This window comes from Kitasatospora gansuensis (genome assembly GCF_014203705.1).
In the GTDB taxonomy this organism is placed as follows: Bacteria; Actinomycetota; Actinomycetes; order Streptomycetales; family Streptomycetaceae; genus Kitasatospora; species Kitasatospora gansuensis.
This window is the reverse complement of the sequence record NZ_JACHJR010000001.1, coordinates 7519746-7535328: the sequence shown is the minus strand read 5'-3', so window position 1 is coordinate 7535328 and position 15583 is coordinate 7519746. Positions and strand designations below refer to the sequence as shown.

Genomic DNA, 15583 nt, shown 5'->3' with positions numbered 1-15583 from the left:
TCGCTCTTTCTTCGTGGGACCAGGAGCCCGGGTGGCTGAGGGCGAGCAGCTGCTCCAGCCGGGCGATGTCGCCGGTGCGGTCGGTGAACCGGCCGCTGACGCACGGGAACTGGCGCGGTGGCGGCGGCGGAGTGCTCCGTCTGGTGGACGTGGATCGCACCGACGCTTCCGGCCTGCACCGCCATACCGATCTGGCTGCAGGTGACCGAGTTCGCCGTCCCGTTGCCGTTCACTGGCGTCGGCCCTCCGGGTCCAGGTCCGGCAGCGAGTGTGCCTGGGCTACGGGCAGCTGTGCGGTGTTCACCGAACTCCTGTTTCGGTAGCTCGAGTTGGGTGTGACGGGGCGTCGGCCCGGGGCCCCACAGCCGGGCCGACGCCCCTGCCGTTTCCGGTCCCGGTTGTTCGGTCCGGGCCGGAAGGATTGCGGGGCCTGCTACTGGGCGCGCTGGCCGGGCAGCTTGCGGTCGCGGTCGTGTTTCAGGTCGAGGAGTTCGCGGAACAGGCCGTTGCCGTCGGCGAGTTCGGCGAAGGTGCCCTCTTCGGCGATCCTTCCGCCGCGCATGACGACGATGCGGTCCGCGAGGACGGCGTTGTCGAGGTTGTGGGTGACGAGGATGGTGGCGCGTCCGGCCGCCAGGGTGCGCAGGTTGTGGAAGATCCGATGCTCGGCCCGGGGGTCGAGGTCACTCGTGGGCTCGTCCAGCACCAACAGGCCCGGTGCCCGCAGGGAGCGGTAGAAGGCACGCGCGACGGCGACGCGCTGGAACTGGCCACCGGACAGCCACTCGCCGCCCCAGAATGCGCGGGCCAGCAGGGTGTTGTAGCGAGAGCGGAGGGTGACAGCGATCTCGTCGGCGCCCGCCAGCACGGCGGCGCGCTCCACCAAGTCCTGGCCGCCGCCGTCGTGACCCAGGTGGATGTTCTCGCCCAGGGTGAGCGGCCAGCGGGAGAACTGCTGGGGAACGAGTGCGACCCGCTTCCACAGCGCGTGCGGGTCCATCTCCTGGGTTGGCACCTCGTCCCAACAGACCACCCCGTCGCTCGGCAGGGTCAGGCCGGAGAGCAGCCGCAGCAGGGTGCTCTTGCCCGAGCCGTTCTCGCCGATCAGCGCGACGATCTCGCCCTGGCGGATCGTCAGGTCCAGGCCATCCAGGGTGGGCCGGTCGGCGCCGGGATAGGTGTACGAGACCTGGCGGGCCGCGACCTGGGCCGGGGCATCGGGCACTGCGGTCCCGCGACGCATCGCGTGCCCGCCGGCCTCCACCACGAAGTCGTCGAAGTCCCGCAGGTACAGGCCGAGCCGGTAGAGCCGGGTGCCGCCACCGACGATGCCCTGCAGTCCGGAGGCGGCGGTGCGCAGCGCGAAGACGGCGGTTCCGGCGGCGGCGACGCCGACGTGTCCGGTGGCCAGCAGGGTGATGAGGGTGCCCCAGACCAGGACGGATGCCGCTCCGGTGGCCAGGGAGCCGAGGAAGGAGATGCGGGCGGCTCGGTGGGCGGCTCGGTCGGTGGCGGTGTCCAGGCGTTCGCCGGCCTTGCGGTACTTGGCGGTGAGGAAGCCGGCCATGGTGTCGGAGCGGATCTGGTCGGCGTTGTCGTCGTGGCACAGGCAGTACCGCAGCATCCCGAGCAGGCGGCGGTCGTCCATGCTCTCGATCGCCATCAGGTAGCGGATGCGGGCGGAGCGGGCCGCGACCACGCCCTGCGGGATCGACGCCAGGATCAGGAACGGCACCAGGGCAGGGTGCAGAGCGGCGAGCACGCCGGCGGCGGCGACGAGGGTGACGACAGAGGCGATGATCTCTTGCGCCACGCCGAGGAGTTCCTGCGAGGAGTCGGCGCCCCGGTCGGCGGCGTCCCACCGCTCGGCGTAGCCGACCTGGTCGTACGCCTCCAGCTCGGCCGCCACCGACACGGCCAGCAGCTCCAGCTCTGCTTCCCGGGCGATCCTCGGCGAGAGCCGCTCGGAGATCGCGACACTGACGGTGCCGAGCAGCGCCCGGCCCGCCGCGGCCACCGCCAGGATCGTCACCGGCACCGCACCTTCGCGGAGCCGGTCGGCGACCGTCGCGCCATCTGCCTGCGGGGAGATCACGGCGCCGATCGCGCCGGTGGTCGCCCACAGGGCCACGGCCGCCAGTACACCGGAGACCAGCTGCCCGGCCAGCAGGATCACGGTGGCCCGCCGGTCCACCCGCCACGTCAGCTTGAGGGTGCGGCGCACCAGCTGCGGCAGGCGCCGCATCATCGCCCACGCCGACAGGTTGGCGGTGGCCTCCACGATCCGGTCGGTGCGGTACGACCAGCGGGCCTCCTCCACCTCGTCGCCCTGCTGCTCTCCGGAGGACTTCAGGTTCTGCTGTTGCTGCTGCTCAACCACGCATACTCCCTGGATAGTTGGACACGGTGGTGCTGCACGCGGGCAGCCCGGACAGCCCCGCCGGGCGGCCGTGCTGCGGCCCGGCGCGTGGCGTGCTGGGGTAGTGGACTGGCGCCTGAGGGGCTGTCCGGAAGGGCTGGGGTCGCGGTGCGCCGCTGATCCTGGCAGCGGCCGGTCCGCCCGCCGGGCGTGTCTCGGACCGGCTCACTCGATGTGAGCAAAAGCGTGTCCCGGTCGGCGAGTTGGTGGACACCGCCGTCTGCCCTTGCGGCTGTTGGGGTCAGGTGACGGTGCCGTCTTCCAGGTAGGCGGTGATGCCGGTGCGGTAGGCGCTCTGGCAGGCCAGCAGGTTCGCGGCGTTCGCCTGCTCCATCAGCCCGGGTGTGGTGACCGCCTGGTCGACGTCGAACAGGTCCCAGCCGAGGAGTTCATCCGCCGGCAGGGTGATCCGGTCCCAGTCAGCGGGGGCGAGGTGGGCGGTGGAGGTGAACAGGTTGCACGGGTAAGCGCCGGGGATGTTCTCCGCGCCGGGGAACAGCGGCTTCGCTCCGGTGAGGTGATGGACAGACAGCAGCGGGCCGATCTCGACAGGTACGCGCAGCTCCTCGGTACCCTCGCGGGCGGCGCACTGGCGGGGGGACTCGTGCTCGCCCTTGCCACCGGGCAGGACCCAGGTCTTGGATCGGGCGTGGTGCACGAGCAGAACCCGGCCGTCGGGGTGCGGGATGTAGATCCCGGAGGCCACGGCGGTGAGCACCCGGGCGCTCATCCGAGCACCGCGAGCGTGTGGGTGGCGGACTCGACGGCACGCTGGACGGCGGCGGCGTGGGCGTTTGCGGGCACCTGCACACGCAGGTCGCCGAAGAGCCCGTCGGCCAGCAGCTCGTGCAGGTGTCGGTCGAGGCCGGCACGGAAGGCGGAGTCCGCGTACGCGGGATCGAGGCCCGGTCCGGGGATGTAGGGGATGCCTGGGTCCGCGATCATGGCGAGGAGCAGGGAGTAGTGGCGAGTGTGGAGGTCGGCGAGGGCGTCGTGTGGAGTGTGGCCCACGAGGACGACGTCGGCCCTGGCGGAAGCGGCGAGGGTGTCCCCGGCCAGGGCGGTGATGGTCCACTCGGTCGAGGCGACCGTTCGCTCCCCTGCGGTGAATCCGGCCGCCGTCCGGCGGCGGCTCAGGTCGGGGATACGGGCCACGGCGAGGCCCTGCGCGCGCAGTTGGCCGTCAATCTGGTTGATGAGGGTGTTCTTACTGGTCGAGGCCGATAATCTGTGGGGTGTTCGCCACAGGGTGGCTCCTTCTTGGTGGGGCCCGGCGAGCCGGGCAGGGACGGGGGGACCGGCACCGCCACAGGGTCGGCCAAGGGCAGGCGGCCGGTGAGGGCGAGCTGCGGCAGTGCTGTCACACGGAGCTCGGAGGTGGCCCGCAGTGGCCGGGGCGATCAGGCTGCTTGCTGTACAACTGGCCTGCGGCGTGGCGCGGTGAGCGGCTCGGCGCTGGGCGGGGGCTGGCCGGTGGGCGGGTGCGGGAGGAGTGCCCAGACGACCTTGCCTCGCCACTCGGGTCTTGCGCCCCAGGACTTCGAGCACGCCGCAACGACGATGAGGCCGCGTCCTGCCGCCGAGGTCGGGTCGGTGGTGAGCCTGCACGGCATGCCGTAGGACGAGTCCCGGACTTCGATCATGACGCCGGTGGCGTCCATGCCGAGTGACAGTCCGATCGAGCGGCACCCGGTGTGTGTGACCGCGTTGGTGACGAGTTCGGAGACCACCAGCGCGGCGGCATCGGCGAGTTCGGGCCTCCCCCACTTCTCGCAGGCTTCGCGGGTCACCGCTCTGGCGACCGGCACGGACTCGGGGAGGCCGGCCAGCGTTCGCCAGTCACCACCGGTGCTCTCCTCGGGTGGAGCGGCGGCACGGACGGCGGTCACCAGGCGCTCCGCTCGACGACGCGGCGGCGCCACCCGTGCCTCAGTCGCTCCAGCGTCGAACGTCGGTGACGTGCCCGGCGACGGCTGCCGGGCTCGGAGCCGGGCAGCATCCGGTGCGGGTCCGTCCCCTGGTCCGGGCCCAGGGCTGGGGGCGTGGCCGTCGGCAACGCGCGGTACAGGCCCACACTGGGTTGTGTGTCCTTGTGCAGGACGTGCTCCCACACCCGCGAGCTCAGGCGCTGCATGCAGTCCGCGCAGGCGGGCATGGGAGCGGTCACTGCTGCGGCCACCGTCACCGGCCCGATCCACAGCACTCGGGTCCACCGACCGCAGTAGAGCCAGCACTCCCCGTCCGCCCACGGGTTGCCGTCATCGGGTTCCGCTGTCTCCGGCCAGCCGCCCCGGGCGAAAGCCGCGAGACCGGGGATTGCCAGCGATGGGAGATCCTGGGTCGTCATCATCGCTGCGGGCCCCCGGACCTGCCAGACTCCGCCGGCCCCGCCGGGTCTGCGGCTGCTGGGCAGCCTGCACGTACCCGGCCAGGCGGGCCCCGGCGAACCAGTCGGTGCGGCCGCTGCCGACCGCGATCGTGTCCGTCACAGGTGTGGCCGGGGCGTAGAGCGGTGCGCGGCGCGCCGTCACCGGGTGCGGTCGGTCGCTTGGGCGGTCGCCCTGCGGTGGCTCGACGCTGGTGAGCGCCGCGAGGGGCACGACCCGATAGGACCGCGTCCGGGCGGGAACGGGCGCGCTGCCCGGGTCGCAGTGCGGGCCGGTGGGCGTGGGTATGGGCAAGGCCGTGCCCCAGGACGGCCCACTGCTGGGTGTCTGAGCACGGGGGCGGGTGGGCATCGTCAGGTGTCCGTTCGAGTCATCGGTGGAGTGGCGGCAAAAGTGGGATGGAAAGGGGGCGGCTACCGCGGTGAGGCGTCGGTGCCGGCCGGGTCGCTCGCCAGGTCGGACAGGGTGCGCAGGACGCTGCGGTGCATGGCGTTGATGTCGGTCCGGGCATCCGCTGCCCGGCCGCCCGCGATATCGGCGAACGCGGCTTGCACGACGGCGCGTTGACGGGACGCCCGGAAGGGCCCGAGCCGGTCGAGGCACTGGGCGAGCACTTCCGCCCGGTTGTTCTGCCCGAACGCGTCGAGGTTGCTGATGACCAGGTCGGCGGCCTTGCCGTCGCGGACGACCAGCTCGGGCGGGAGGAAGTCCCGGATGCCGGCGATGTCGGCGGGGCCGAGCGGCAGGCACCCGGCAAGGACGGCTTCGGGTAGACGCTGGGACATCGAGCCGGTGGCCGCGTAGCGGGGCGGGGCGAGCAACACGGTGGTGACGGAGCGGGCGTGGAGGCGCTGGGAGGCGGCAAAGCCCTGACGGCCGGCGAAGTGGACGTGGGGCCAGCGGGCGGTATCGGTCCACTTCCCGATGACCTGGTGGGGATGGCGGCGGGCGGGCGGCGCGAAGAAGCGGTCGAAGTGCTCGTCGCGGCCGTACTGGTTGCCGACGTAGCACAGCGACCAGATTCGGGACCCGCCCACCAGGTGCTCCGGGTCGGCTCCGTCGAGGACTTCGTCGAAGACCGGGACGCGCATCGTGAGCGCCCCCGGTGCCGGGTGGGTGGCCGGGTCGAGGACCCGGACGGCCGGGTGGGTGCGCAGCGGGTCGTCGTCGGCGAGGGTCTTGTCGAGGTCCCAGAGCAGGGTGGGGACTCCGAGGCGCAGGGTGTAGTGGTTGAGGAGTTCCTGCTGACGGTGGAGGTCGCAAGTGTGGCCGGGGCTGCCGCAGGGGGTGTCGTTTCGGCCGGGCAGCGGCCAGCGCCACTCCACGAACAGGGCGTCCAGGTCGGGCAGGCCGCTGTCCCAGCTGTAGGGGCCGGGAACGTCGTGGCCGGCTTCGAGCTGGTCGCGGTTGGGCTGGAGCAGGATGAGGCGGTGGTCGGCGGCGAGGGTGGTGAGCATGGTGCTCCGCCAGGACCGGCCTCCGTCGGGGGTGTCGGTAACGCCGTCACCGAGGAATCCCCAGTGGCTGTAGCCGAGGCGCATCAGGCCCCCTCGGTGACGGCGGCGATCAGCTCGTCGAGGTGGTCGGGGTTGCTGGTGCCGGGGATCGGGGCGATGTGCGGGCCGAGGTCGAGGAGGTGGCGCAGCGCCTTCCCGGTGCCGTCGGGCCCGGTGTGCCGTCCGGCGTTCAGCGGCCGGTAGGGCACGTAGGGGATGCCGAGGTCGGCGCAGTGCTGAACGACGGGGTCATGGAGCTCGTCCAGATTGAGGACGTTCTGCACCGCGGCGATCGGGGCGATGGCGCGGGCCTGGTCGATCTGGTCGACGGTGACCTTCGACAGGCCGATGCCCCGGATCTTGCCCTCGACCTGGAGTTCGACCATGACGCCGACCTGTTCGGCCAGCGGCACGGTGGGGTCGATGCGGTGGAGGTAGCACAGACCGATCCGGTCGACGGCCAGGCGGCGATGCGAGGCTTCGACGGCGGCGCGCAGGTAGTCGGGGCGGCCGAGCGGCTTCCAGACATTGGGGGCGGGGCGGATCATGCCGACCTTGGTGGCCACCAGCACGTCATCGGTGTAGGGGTGGAGGGCCCAGCGGATCAGGTCCTCGACGGTGTGGGGGCCATAGGCGTCGGCGGTGTCGATGTGGTTGATCCCGGCGTTGACGGCGTGGCGTACGAGCCGGACGGCCGTGGTCGGGTCGGCCGGGTCGCCCCAGGTGCCGGGGCCGGTCAGGCGCATCGTGCCGAGCCCGAGGCGGGCGACCTCGACGCCGGCGAGGTTGAGGGTGCCGCCGGGGCGGCTCACCGGTGCACCGCCATACGGTCGTTGACGGCGGCGACGGCGGCCTGAACGGCGGCGTCGGCGGCACCGTTGGGGGCGGTGAACAGGCGCTCGCCCAGCATCCCTCCGGCGAGGAGGTCGTGCAGGTGCCGGTCGACGCCGGCGCGGAAGTCCCGGTCGAGGTAGGCGGGGTCCTTGCGGGGGTGTTCGCCGAGCGGGAGGTCCGGGTCGAGGACGGTGGCGATCAGCAGGGTGTGGTGGCGGGTGTGGAGGTCGGCGAGGGCGCTGAGCATCGCCGCTTCGTCGTCGCCGATCTCCTCGCCGCGTCGCTCCAGGGCGGCGAGGAGGTAGGCGAGGGCGTCGTGCGGGGTTCGGTCCACGAGGACCACGTCGGCGTTGAGCCCGGCGGCGAGGGCGTCAGCCGCACCGGCGGCGATGATCCACTCGGTGGAGGTCGCGGTGTGCTGGAGCATCTTCGGGAAGCCGAGTTCGGCGGCGCGGCGGGCGAGGCCGGAGGTGCGGGTGACGGTGAGGCCGAGCGCGCGCAGTTCCATCTCGATGCGGCGGGCGATGGTGGTCTTGCCGGTGCGGTGGGTACCGGCAAGGCCGATCGTCACAGGAGTGGTCACCACAGGGTTTGCTCCTCATGGTCGGGGTCGGGCGCCGCCGGGGCGCCGGGCATGTTCGGGGGCACCGCCGCGGCCATCAGCTCGGCGAAGGTCATGCGGTCGGCGAGAGTGAGCAGCAGCAGGGCGGTGGCGTGGGCGTCGAAGGCTGCGCGGTGCCGCTGTCCGGGCACGGCGGACAGGTCGATCCCCAGGTGCGGGATGATCTTGTCCAGGCCGTGCCCGGGGGCGGCCGGGTGGACGGCGCGGGCCAGGCGGAGGGTGTCGAGGACACCGGCGGGCTGCCAGGTCGGCAGGTGCCGGGTGAGGACGTTGTACTCGGTCGAGGCGTTGTGGGCGACGATCCATGCCCCGTGGAGGTCGGCCAGCACCCGGTCGGCGATCGTCTCCCAGGGCGGGGCGGCTTCCACGTCCTGGTTGGTGAGGCCGTGGACGCCGGTGGCGAAGCGGGTGATCGGCTGCGGGGGCCGCACCAGGGTGCTCCTGGCCTCCTCCGGCCGGACGAGGCCGCCCTCGACGGGGATGAGGGCGATCTCGACCAGGTCCGGCGGCTGCTGGCCGTTGCCTTCGACGTCGACGACGAGCAGACGGGGCCAGGTGGGGCTGGTGCTCACGGTTGTCTCCTAGGAGGCCGGGGCGGGCCAGCCGATGTCGGCTCGCCCGTGCCGGCGCGGGTGGTGCGGCTTGTTCCGGTCGTGGACCTGGTAGCCGAAGCCATGCTGGAGGAAGTACCGCGGCAGCTCGTCCAGGCCCTCCACGATGATGGCCCGCTTGGTGACCTCCACCTCGCCCACCGCGCCGAGGTCCCGCGCGGCGGCCTGGGCCACGGACAACTCCGGGGCGTTCCATGCCTGGTGGCAGACCTGGAGCTGCGCCAAAGGGCAGATGTCGCACAGCTCGCGGATGCCGTAGTGGCCGTTGTAGTCAGCCTCCCCGTGGGCGTAGGCGACGGCGCAGCTCGTCTTGCGGAACAGCGGCCCCCAGGGGGCGTCGGAGTTCTCGGGCCGGTGGAACGCCTCGAGGATCCGCTGCTCGGACTCCTCAGGCATGATCTTGCGGCGGGCGGTGTCCTCGTAAGGCTCGGGCAGGCCGTGGACCTGGTAGTACGCGGCGATCTGGTCGCGGAAGAACAGGCCGGTGAAGACGGTGGCGTGCGCGAACTTGGACAGCTCGTAGGCGCGTTGGATGTCCTCGTCGCTGTCGTTGAGGCCGGGCACGATCGGCCGCCAGTAGAGGATGGTGCGGTAGTTCTCGGCGTGCTCGTACAGGGTCTTGAGGCTCGCGGCGGCAATCGCGGAGTCCACGGGCTCGATGCCGGGGTGGTCGATCCCGGAGTGGGTGACGAGCACGGTCAGCTTGATGTTCTTGAAGGAGTTGAGGACGGCGCAGTCCTCCGGGTCGACCCGCCAGCGGGTGATCACCAGCACGTGGTTGCGCAGGCCCATGCCGTCCAGGAGACGCAGCACCTTGAAGGTGTGGGGTTTGACGACGGGCAGCATCGGGTCGGTCGCGCGGTTGAACAGCTGGATGGGCGTCACGTGCGGCCGGAAGTACGGGTGGCTGGTGAGGAGTTCGACGGCGTCCTCGTCGCTCATCAGCGCGCGCGGCGTCTTGAGCTCGAAGTTGTCGAACAGGTGCCGCACGCAGTAGCCGCAGTCGAGGGGGCAGCCGACGACGTGGTTCAGCGACAGGCCCGACTTGCGGTACTCGATCGGGTCCGCGAGCTCCGGCTTCAGGGAGCCGATCTGGTCGGCGGTGAGCAGCGGCAGCGGCCGGCGGGTGCGGGGCGTGATGGTGGTCAAGGTGGTTCCTCCTTGCGGCAGTTGGTGCTGGAGGCGGAACGGGGAAGGTCAGGCAGGCGCGGGCTCGCGATGGGTCGGGGGGAGCAGGTGGCGGCGGTCGGCGCCGAACCACGTCCCGAAGTCCCGTGCCACGGCGGCCTCGTCGTCGCTGGTGTGGATCAGGTTCTCCACCAGGCGTCCGGCCTGGCGGGCGGTGGCGAGGCTGTCGGTGCCGAAGTCGCCTCGGATGGTGCCGGGTCCGGCCTCGGCGGGGTCGAAGTGCCCGAGCAGGCCGCGAAGCCGTGCCGGGGTTCCTCCGGCGCCGCGCACCAGCGCCACCACGACGCTCTGGCCGACGTAGGCCTGGTCCAGGCAGAGCGGGATGTTCAACGGCAGCCACCAGTCGGCGTCGACCAGCATGTCCCAGTAGTGGACGTGGATCTGCCAAGCGGCGACGGTCACCGGCATCCAGAAGACCACCTCGACGCCACCGCGCTCCGCCAGGGCGGCGAGGACGATGTCGGTCAGCTCCCGCCGGACACAGTCGGGCTTGAGCAGCACCACGCTGAACCGGTCCCAGTCGACTCCGTCGACCACGGCTCCGGCCGCCGTGGGGCGGGCGTTCACGCGGTCACCTCGGCGGGCATCCGCTTGGCCCAGCGGCGGGTGACCTGCCAGCGGTGGGCCGGCGTGAGGGCGGTCAACAGATCGGCGTCGACCGGGTCGGCGGCACAGTGGATCAGCTGGCGCTGCACCTCGAAGAGACGGACGATCTCCTGCCAGTACGGGGACAGATCCAAGGCCGCGATGTCGGCGGGTGCGTACTGCATCTGGTTGGTACGCAACACCTCCTCGTGAACAAGGAGTTGCCGGACCTGCTCCCAGCCGGACCCCGCCGGCATCGACTCGGGGGCGAAACGGGCGGGCTGCCCAACGCTGTGTCCCGCCTCGGCAGCCACGTCGGCCAGGTGTAGGAGTTCGGCGACCGCGACGTGCATCGAGCCGACGTGGTGGGTGTAGGTGCCCAGCTCCAGCCCGAGCAGGCGCGCGGCGAACTCCTGGATGAAGGTGAAGGAGAACACGTCGGCGATCAGCCCGCGGTTGGCGTCGTTCGCCCGCATGTAGGCCACCATGTGCAACCGGCCTTCACGGGCAAGCAGTTGAAGGCCAATCAAGCACGGCACATCCGGGCTGGCCGGGTCGTCGAGGGCGCCCGGCCAGAACACCGGCAGGAATGCCCGCTTGGAGTCGCGCTCGGATCGCAGCAGCGCGAGGGCCTGGTCGAAGGGAGCGGGGAACAGGCGCTTCCCGTACGCCGACCCGACGATGGTCACCCCGTCGCTGGAGTCCAGCCGCCGGCGCCGGGCGTAGTAGCCGATCATGGCGAGGTCGTCCCGGCCGCCGAGGTACCACAGCGCCTCGGCGAAGTGGTAGATCGGGTTCACCGGCCGGGACTCCAGGAACAAGCTCCTGGCCCGGGGGTCGGTCAGCGTAAAGCTCAGCCCCAGGGACTCCTGGCTGTGGTTGCCCCGAGGGCGGTTGGTGAACTGCGGCGTCGTGATCAGGTGCTCCAGAGCCTGGCCATAGGCCCGCTGGAAGTTCGGGAGCGAGGGTGCGGCGAGCATGGGCGTACCTCCTTCGGTCACTGGTGGGTGGCGGGCTTCAGCGGCTGGCCGAAGCCCGTAAACGGGGTGGCGGTCAGGCCGCGGTGTCGGTTCCGGCCAGGGCCCGGGGCCGATCACGAAGACTGCCGACCCCGATTCGAGGCCGGGCGGCACGGACGGCCGACACCGCGTCCATCACCGCGATCTGAAGCCCGACGTCGAGCCGCTGTTCCGGCTGCGCCTGCGCTTGGGTCGCGGTGGCCCGGCCGGTGAGCGACTCGATCTCCAGCTCGCACCAGACCTGCTGCCCGACCCTCTCCCCGACCGGGCCGAACACCGACTCCCAGCCCAGGGCGGACGCGTAGGCGCGGATCAATGCCAGGCCCCGGCCGTTCAACTCGTACAGGCCGCCGTCGCGCTCGACCGGCAAATCCCGTCCGGGGTCGAACGCTGCAAGCCGGAGCCTGCCGCTGTCGCGGTCGACAGTCACCGAGACCGTCAGCTCGGCGGACTCGTTGCCGCCCTCCCCTCGGTAGCCGTGGGTGATCGCGTTGGTGACCAGCTCCGTCAGACAGATGCAGACCGCGAACCGCTCATCGTCCGTCAGCTCGACTTCGAGAGTGGCGAGTTCGTTGGGGATGCGCCTGCGGAGCTGGCCGACGGAGGCGTGCTGGACGGGTGCTCTGAACGTGATGACGGGCATGGCGAATCCTCCGGGCCGTGCGGGAAGGTGCGGCTGGGGGTGAATCCGATGGCGCCGGGTTGGGCGCCGAGTTCGTCACCCCACCAGCCGTCCGGCGCACCGCCTGGTGGGCGTCTGAGGCAGGGCGAGGAGTCGGTCTTCGTGCAGGAACTACGCGTAGGGCGGTGACGAGCCACCACAAGCGTGATCACTGTGCGTCTCACGGCGGAAACGCTACGCTTCGCACGGGATCAGAAGGACTGACCCCGAGTACGAGTAACTCGGTATCTCTCGTGCAAGGGTGGGAGCGACGTGGCACCTCACGGCGGGGATCGCGCCCTGGAAAAGCTGACTGGCAGCAGCCCTCGCGCCGGCCAGGGCTTCGCAACGGTCTCGGGTCACCTCTTCAAGGAGATCCGGGAGCGAACGGGAACCTCCCAAGAGCGGCTTGCGCAGGCGCTCGGGGTCGACAAAAGCACTCTCCAGGGCTGGGAATCCGGTCGCCGATCGCTGAACTCCTCGCGGGCCGGATCACTGCGTGCACTCAAGCGGAACCTTCTCCGCCTCGGCGGGGACCCCACGCTCCTTGTCCTCCTTGACCAGGCACTCGACGCTGACAGCATCATCAACTTCGCGGTGGACGACCCGACGATCGAACGGGCAGCTGACCACCCCCTCGCAAGCTGGGTACTCACCCGGGACACCACCCATATGCTGGCGTGGGCCCTGACCGGCATCGCGCCGGCGTCCCTCCCCGCCGTCGAGAAGCCCGCTCGCCGCGGTCCTACCCCGGCCTCGCCTCAGCTTCCGCCCGACGTGCTGAGGACGTTCTTCGGCCAGATGCGCCGAGCTGCCGAACTCGCCCAGTGGTCCGGCGATGACGGCGCGCTGCTGCGTCGGCAAGCCCTCTACCTGTGCTCATACGACACGTCATCCGATACCGCCGCCTGGCTTGCTGAGATACGCCGTCGGCCGGCACGAGCCCAGCCGAAAGGTTGGTCCCCGGACTGGGCCGACGACCGCTCCGTGGCGACGTCCCTCACTCGGCACGGCGATCACGACGCGCTCGCGGCCTTCATGGCCACCGGCATGGGCGACGAAGTCGGTGAGGCCGCCAACTTGAACTACTGGGCGTACTGGCTGGGAATCGACTCGCTGCCCAAGGCCGACGATCAGTTCATGGTTGCTGCACCCGCCGAGTCGTGGGACGCTCTTGCCCTCTTGCGGGGGCTCGCCGATCGGTTGAAGCCCGGCATTGCCGCGATCGACCTGAACATTCATTCGGTCTGGGCGTTGCTGGCCCTCCGAAAGGGCCTTCTCGCGCCCGCGCCTGATCTTGGTCGGACTCTCCAGGCTCGTGTCGCTGTGCTGCTCGATGCCGACGGAATCTCGACGCAAGCGCGCGAGGAGCTGATCTCCCTGCACTACGGTCTGAAGCTGACCACCTGAACTCACGAAGGACGACCACATTGAACGACCGGCAGCACTCCGAGGGCACGATGAGCTACCTGTTCGAGGCCGGAGCGTTGAAGCGCGGGAAGCGCAGCGGCTGGTGGATCGCGGGTGTGAAGGACCCCGAGACGATCGCCGAGCACAGCTGGCGAACGGCCGTGGTCGGTGCCGTTCTCGCGATGATGGAAGGCGCGGACCCTGCGCGGGTTGCGCTCCTGTGCACCTTCCACGACACCCAGGAGACCCGGGTCGGTGACATCCCCTGGGTGGGTCGCCGATACATCACGACGGCATCCAACGAGGCGGTCACCGCGGACCAGGTCGCTGAGGCCCACCCTGCCGTCGCCGAGGGGATCAGCGCCATCGTCCACGACTACGAGAACGGTGACTCGCTGGAGGTCCAGGTCGCCCACGACGCCGACAAGTTGGAGTGCATGATCCAGGGGCTGGAGTACCTTCAGCAGGGCTACCCGCAGGCGCAGGAATGGGTCGACAGTACCCGGGCGAAGCTCAAGCTGCCCTCCGCGATCCAACTGGCTGACGCCGCGCAGACCATGTCCATCGCCGAATGGCAACGCACCTACCTCCGCTGACACTTCGGCCTGGAACATCCGCCGCGGTCCGAGCACCGTTCGTACCTGCCCGCCGTTCGGGCTGGCGGCCGAAGCACCGTGCTGGAGTGGGCGACGCCCTGGGTGACATCTAGGCGGGGCACGCCTGTTCCGGGCTCTCGACCCACCGAGGTTGAGCGGCGAGGCGATCTTGGCCCCACGGGGAGTCTTCGGGCCACGGACGACCAGGAGTTGCAGCCCGGCGGTGGACAGTTGCCGCCGTCGAGCGCCGCGTTCAGCAACGCCCCCCAGGTGCGCCAGGGACGGAAGGACGACTCCGTAGATCCCCGATCTGCTGGTGATCTTGTCGATGGCGTTGTTGGTGGCTATCTCGGCGAGATCCAGCTCCCGGCGGACGCAGAAATCCTCGAGTACCGAAATCAGGGCTGCTCGACGGCCCGGGGACAGCGCGGACAGGCGCAGAAGGCCGATGACGGTCGGCGGCGGGATGGGCCGTTGCTCGGTGAGCTCCACTGCGCTCCTTCGGTCTGGCCGGCGAGGTGGCTCGGCTGCTCTCAGCCTCCCGGGTCTTGGGCCAATCCGAAATGCTGTGCTGTTGCACTTCCGTGGCAGTTCCGCCGCACCGGGGCCTGCCGGGGTGCTTCGATGGCAGCCCGGCCTGGGAGGTGGCGGTGGTGGCAGTGATCGAGTGGACCGGCGCCGAGGCGCGCGCGTTACGGGCGGCCCGGCGCAGGAGTGTGAGGGACTTCGCCCAGGAGCTGGGCGTGGCAGTGCGGACCGTCTCGAACTGGGAGGCGAAGGGTGCCTCGTATCGGCCCCGGCCGGACACCCAGGCCATCCTCGACACCGCTCTCGCCCGGTGCGACCCCGCCACCGTGCTGCTCTTCGAGACCCTGCTGTCCGAGACGGCCAGCCGGCCTGGGCCAGCCCGAGTGCCCACCTCGGGCCCGCGCCTGTGGGAGTACGAGACCTGGGTGGACGATCTGGAGCGGGCGGTGGCCGCGATCAGCCGCCAGGACTTCGCGTTCGCCTCCGACTTGCTCGGGCGGTGGTGGTCGCGGTGGCCGGCGCGGGACTTGGACGACAAGGGCCTGTACCTCTACGCCCGGACGACGACGCTGGTGGGAGACCTCCAGCGCGACCAGGGGTCCGTGCTGGGTCCGCTGTCCGCCGCCCGCTCCTACCTGGAGGCCCGGTCGGTGTTCGAGCAGTTGGCCGTGCCGCGCCGTATCGCCCAGCTCGACCTGTCGCTGGCGGTGGTCAGCGAGATGTCCGGCAGGCACACCGAGGCGGCCGACCGCTACCAGCAGCTGGCCGCCGATCCTCGGCTCAGCGGCCGGGACCGTGCACGCGCCCAGCTCTGGGTGGGCACGGCCCTGGACAAGACCGGCAACCACACCGCCGCCGCCGGGTTCATGAGCGGCGCGGTCCGGCTGTTCGACTCGCTGGGCGAGCCGGAGGACTGGTCGGTGGCTCACCAGAAGCTCGCGCTGGCCCACCGCGGGGCGGGCGACCTGGCCAAGGCGTGCGAGCTGATCGAGGTGGCTCGGCGTACCGGCACGACGGCGTCCCCCATGCAGCAGGTTCGGCTGGCCACGGCCGAAGGGCACATCCTGCTGTCGGACCCGGGGACGGCGGACGAGGGGCTGGCCGTGCTGGGCCGGGCTGCGGACACGGCGGCGCACTACGGTATGAGCCACCAACTCCGCAGCATCGAGGGCATCCGGCGGGGCTTCGAGCAGCCCGCCAGATCCCTCCAGCGCATCTGACCAGGAG

General features: G+C 71.0%; 15 protein-coding genes. 3 read left to right on the top strand and 12 right to left on the bottom strand.

Annotated elements, in window-relative coordinates; translation table 11 throughout:
- Window positions 1–433 precede the first annotated feature (433 nt).
- The 12 genes from F4556_RS33960 to F4556_RS33905 all read right to left on the bottom strand — a co-directional run bounded on the left by F4556_RS33960 (window position 434) and on the right by F4556_RS33905 (window position 11804).
- On the bottom strand, window positions 434–2380 hold the full coding sequence (locus F4556_RS33960; protein ID WP_313069018.1) for an ATP-binding cassette domain-containing protein: 1947 nt from the start codon (window positions 2378–2380) through the stop codon (window positions 434–436).
- Window positions 2381–2660: 280 nt separating this feature from the next.
- Window positions 2661–3149: an NUDIX domain-containing protein gene (locus tag F4556_RS33955; RefSeq protein WP_184923048.1), complete on the bottom strand. Its 489-nt coding sequence runs from the start codon at window positions 3147–3149 to the stop codon at window positions 2661–2663.
- Complete coding sequence (locus F4556_RS33950) at window positions 3146–3574, bottom strand: hypothetical protein (protein WP_184923046.1); 429 nt, start codon at window positions 3572–3574, stop codon at window positions 3146–3148. Before F4556_RS33950 ends, F4556_RS33955 begins: the two co-directional genes overlap by 4 nt.
- 245 nt (window positions 3575–3819) lie before the next feature.
- Complete coding sequence (locus tag F4556_RS33945) at window positions 3820–4308, bottom strand: ATP-binding protein (RefSeq protein ID WP_184923044.1); 489 nt, start codon at window positions 4306–4308, stop codon at window positions 3820–3822.
- 911 nt (window positions 4309–5219) lie between these two features.
- Window positions 5220–6347, bottom strand: coding sequence for a hypothetical protein (locus F4556_RS33940; protein WP_221503761.1), 1128 nt, complete (start codon window positions 6345–6347; stop codon window positions 5220–5222).
- The gene (locus F4556_RS33935) at window positions 6347–7114 is read right to left on the bottom strand and encodes an aldo/keto reductase (protein ID WP_184923042.1); all 768 of its coding nucleotides are present in this window, start codon (window positions 7112–7114) and stop codon (window positions 6347–6349) included. The genes F4556_RS33940 and F4556_RS33935 overlap by 1 nt, the downstream gene beginning before the upstream one ends.
- The gene (locus tag F4556_RS33930) at window positions 7111–7719 is read right to left on the bottom strand and encodes a hypothetical protein (protein WP_184923040.1); all 609 of its coding nucleotides are present in this window, start codon (window positions 7717–7719) and stop codon (window positions 7111–7113) included. Before F4556_RS33930 ends, F4556_RS33935 begins: the two co-directional genes overlap by 4 nt.
- Window positions 7716–8330 carry a 3'-5' exonuclease gene (locus tag F4556_RS33925; protein ID WP_184923038.1) on the bottom strand — a complete coding sequence of 205 codons (615 nt, stop codon included), beginning with the start codon at window positions 8328–8330 and terminating at the stop codon, window positions 7716–7718. The genes F4556_RS33930 and F4556_RS33925 overlap by 4 nt, the downstream gene beginning before the upstream one ends.
- A gap of 9 nt (window positions 8331–8339) precedes the next feature.
- Window positions 8340–9518: a radical SAM protein gene (locus tag F4556_RS33920; protein ID WP_246511162.1), complete on the bottom strand. Its 1179-nt coding sequence runs from the start codon at window positions 9516–9518 to the stop codon at window positions 8340–8342.
- A gap of 48 nt (window positions 9519–9566) precedes the next feature.
- A complete protein-coding gene (locus F4556_RS33915; protein ID WP_184923036.1) occupies window positions 9567–10124 on the bottom strand; it encodes a nucleoside-diphosphate kinase in 558 nt (185 codons plus the stop codon).
- On the bottom strand, window positions 10121–11122 hold the full coding sequence (locus tag F4556_RS33910; RefSeq protein WP_184923034.1) for a thymidylate synthase: 1002 nt from the start codon (window positions 11120–11122) through the stop codon (window positions 10121–10123). Before F4556_RS33910 ends, F4556_RS33915 begins: the two co-directional genes overlap by 4 nt.
- Before the next feature lie 73 nt (window positions 11123–11195).
- Complete coding sequence (locus tag F4556_RS33905; RefSeq protein WP_184923032.1) at window positions 11196–11804, bottom strand: ATP-binding protein; 609 nt, start codon at window positions 11802–11804, stop codon at window positions 11196–11198.
- Between the two features lie 291 nt (window positions 11805–12095).
- On the opposite strand from F4556_RS33905, the gene F4556_RS33900 reads away from it, so the two are divergent.
- From F4556_RS33900 to F4556_RS33890, 3 genes are all read left to right on the top strand, one after another.
- The gene (locus F4556_RS33900; protein WP_184923030.1) at window positions 12096–13232 is read left to right on the top strand and encodes a helix-turn-helix domain-containing protein; all 1137 of its coding nucleotides are present in this window, start codon (window positions 12096–12098) and stop codon (window positions 13230–13232) included.
- 20 nt (window positions 13233–13252) lie between these two features.
- Complete coding sequence (locus tag F4556_RS33895) at window positions 13253–13828, top strand: HD domain-containing protein (RefSeq protein ID WP_376775765.1); 576 nt, start codon at window positions 13253–13255, stop codon at window positions 13826–13828.
- A gap of 650 nt (window positions 13829–14478) precedes the next feature.
- Window positions 14479–15576 (top strand): hypothetical protein, encoded by a 1098-nt coding sequence (locus F4556_RS33890; protein WP_184923028.1) that lies wholly within the window; start codon window positions 14479–14481, stop codon window positions 15574–15576.
- The last annotated feature ends 7 nt before the right edge of the window (window positions 15577–15583 follow it).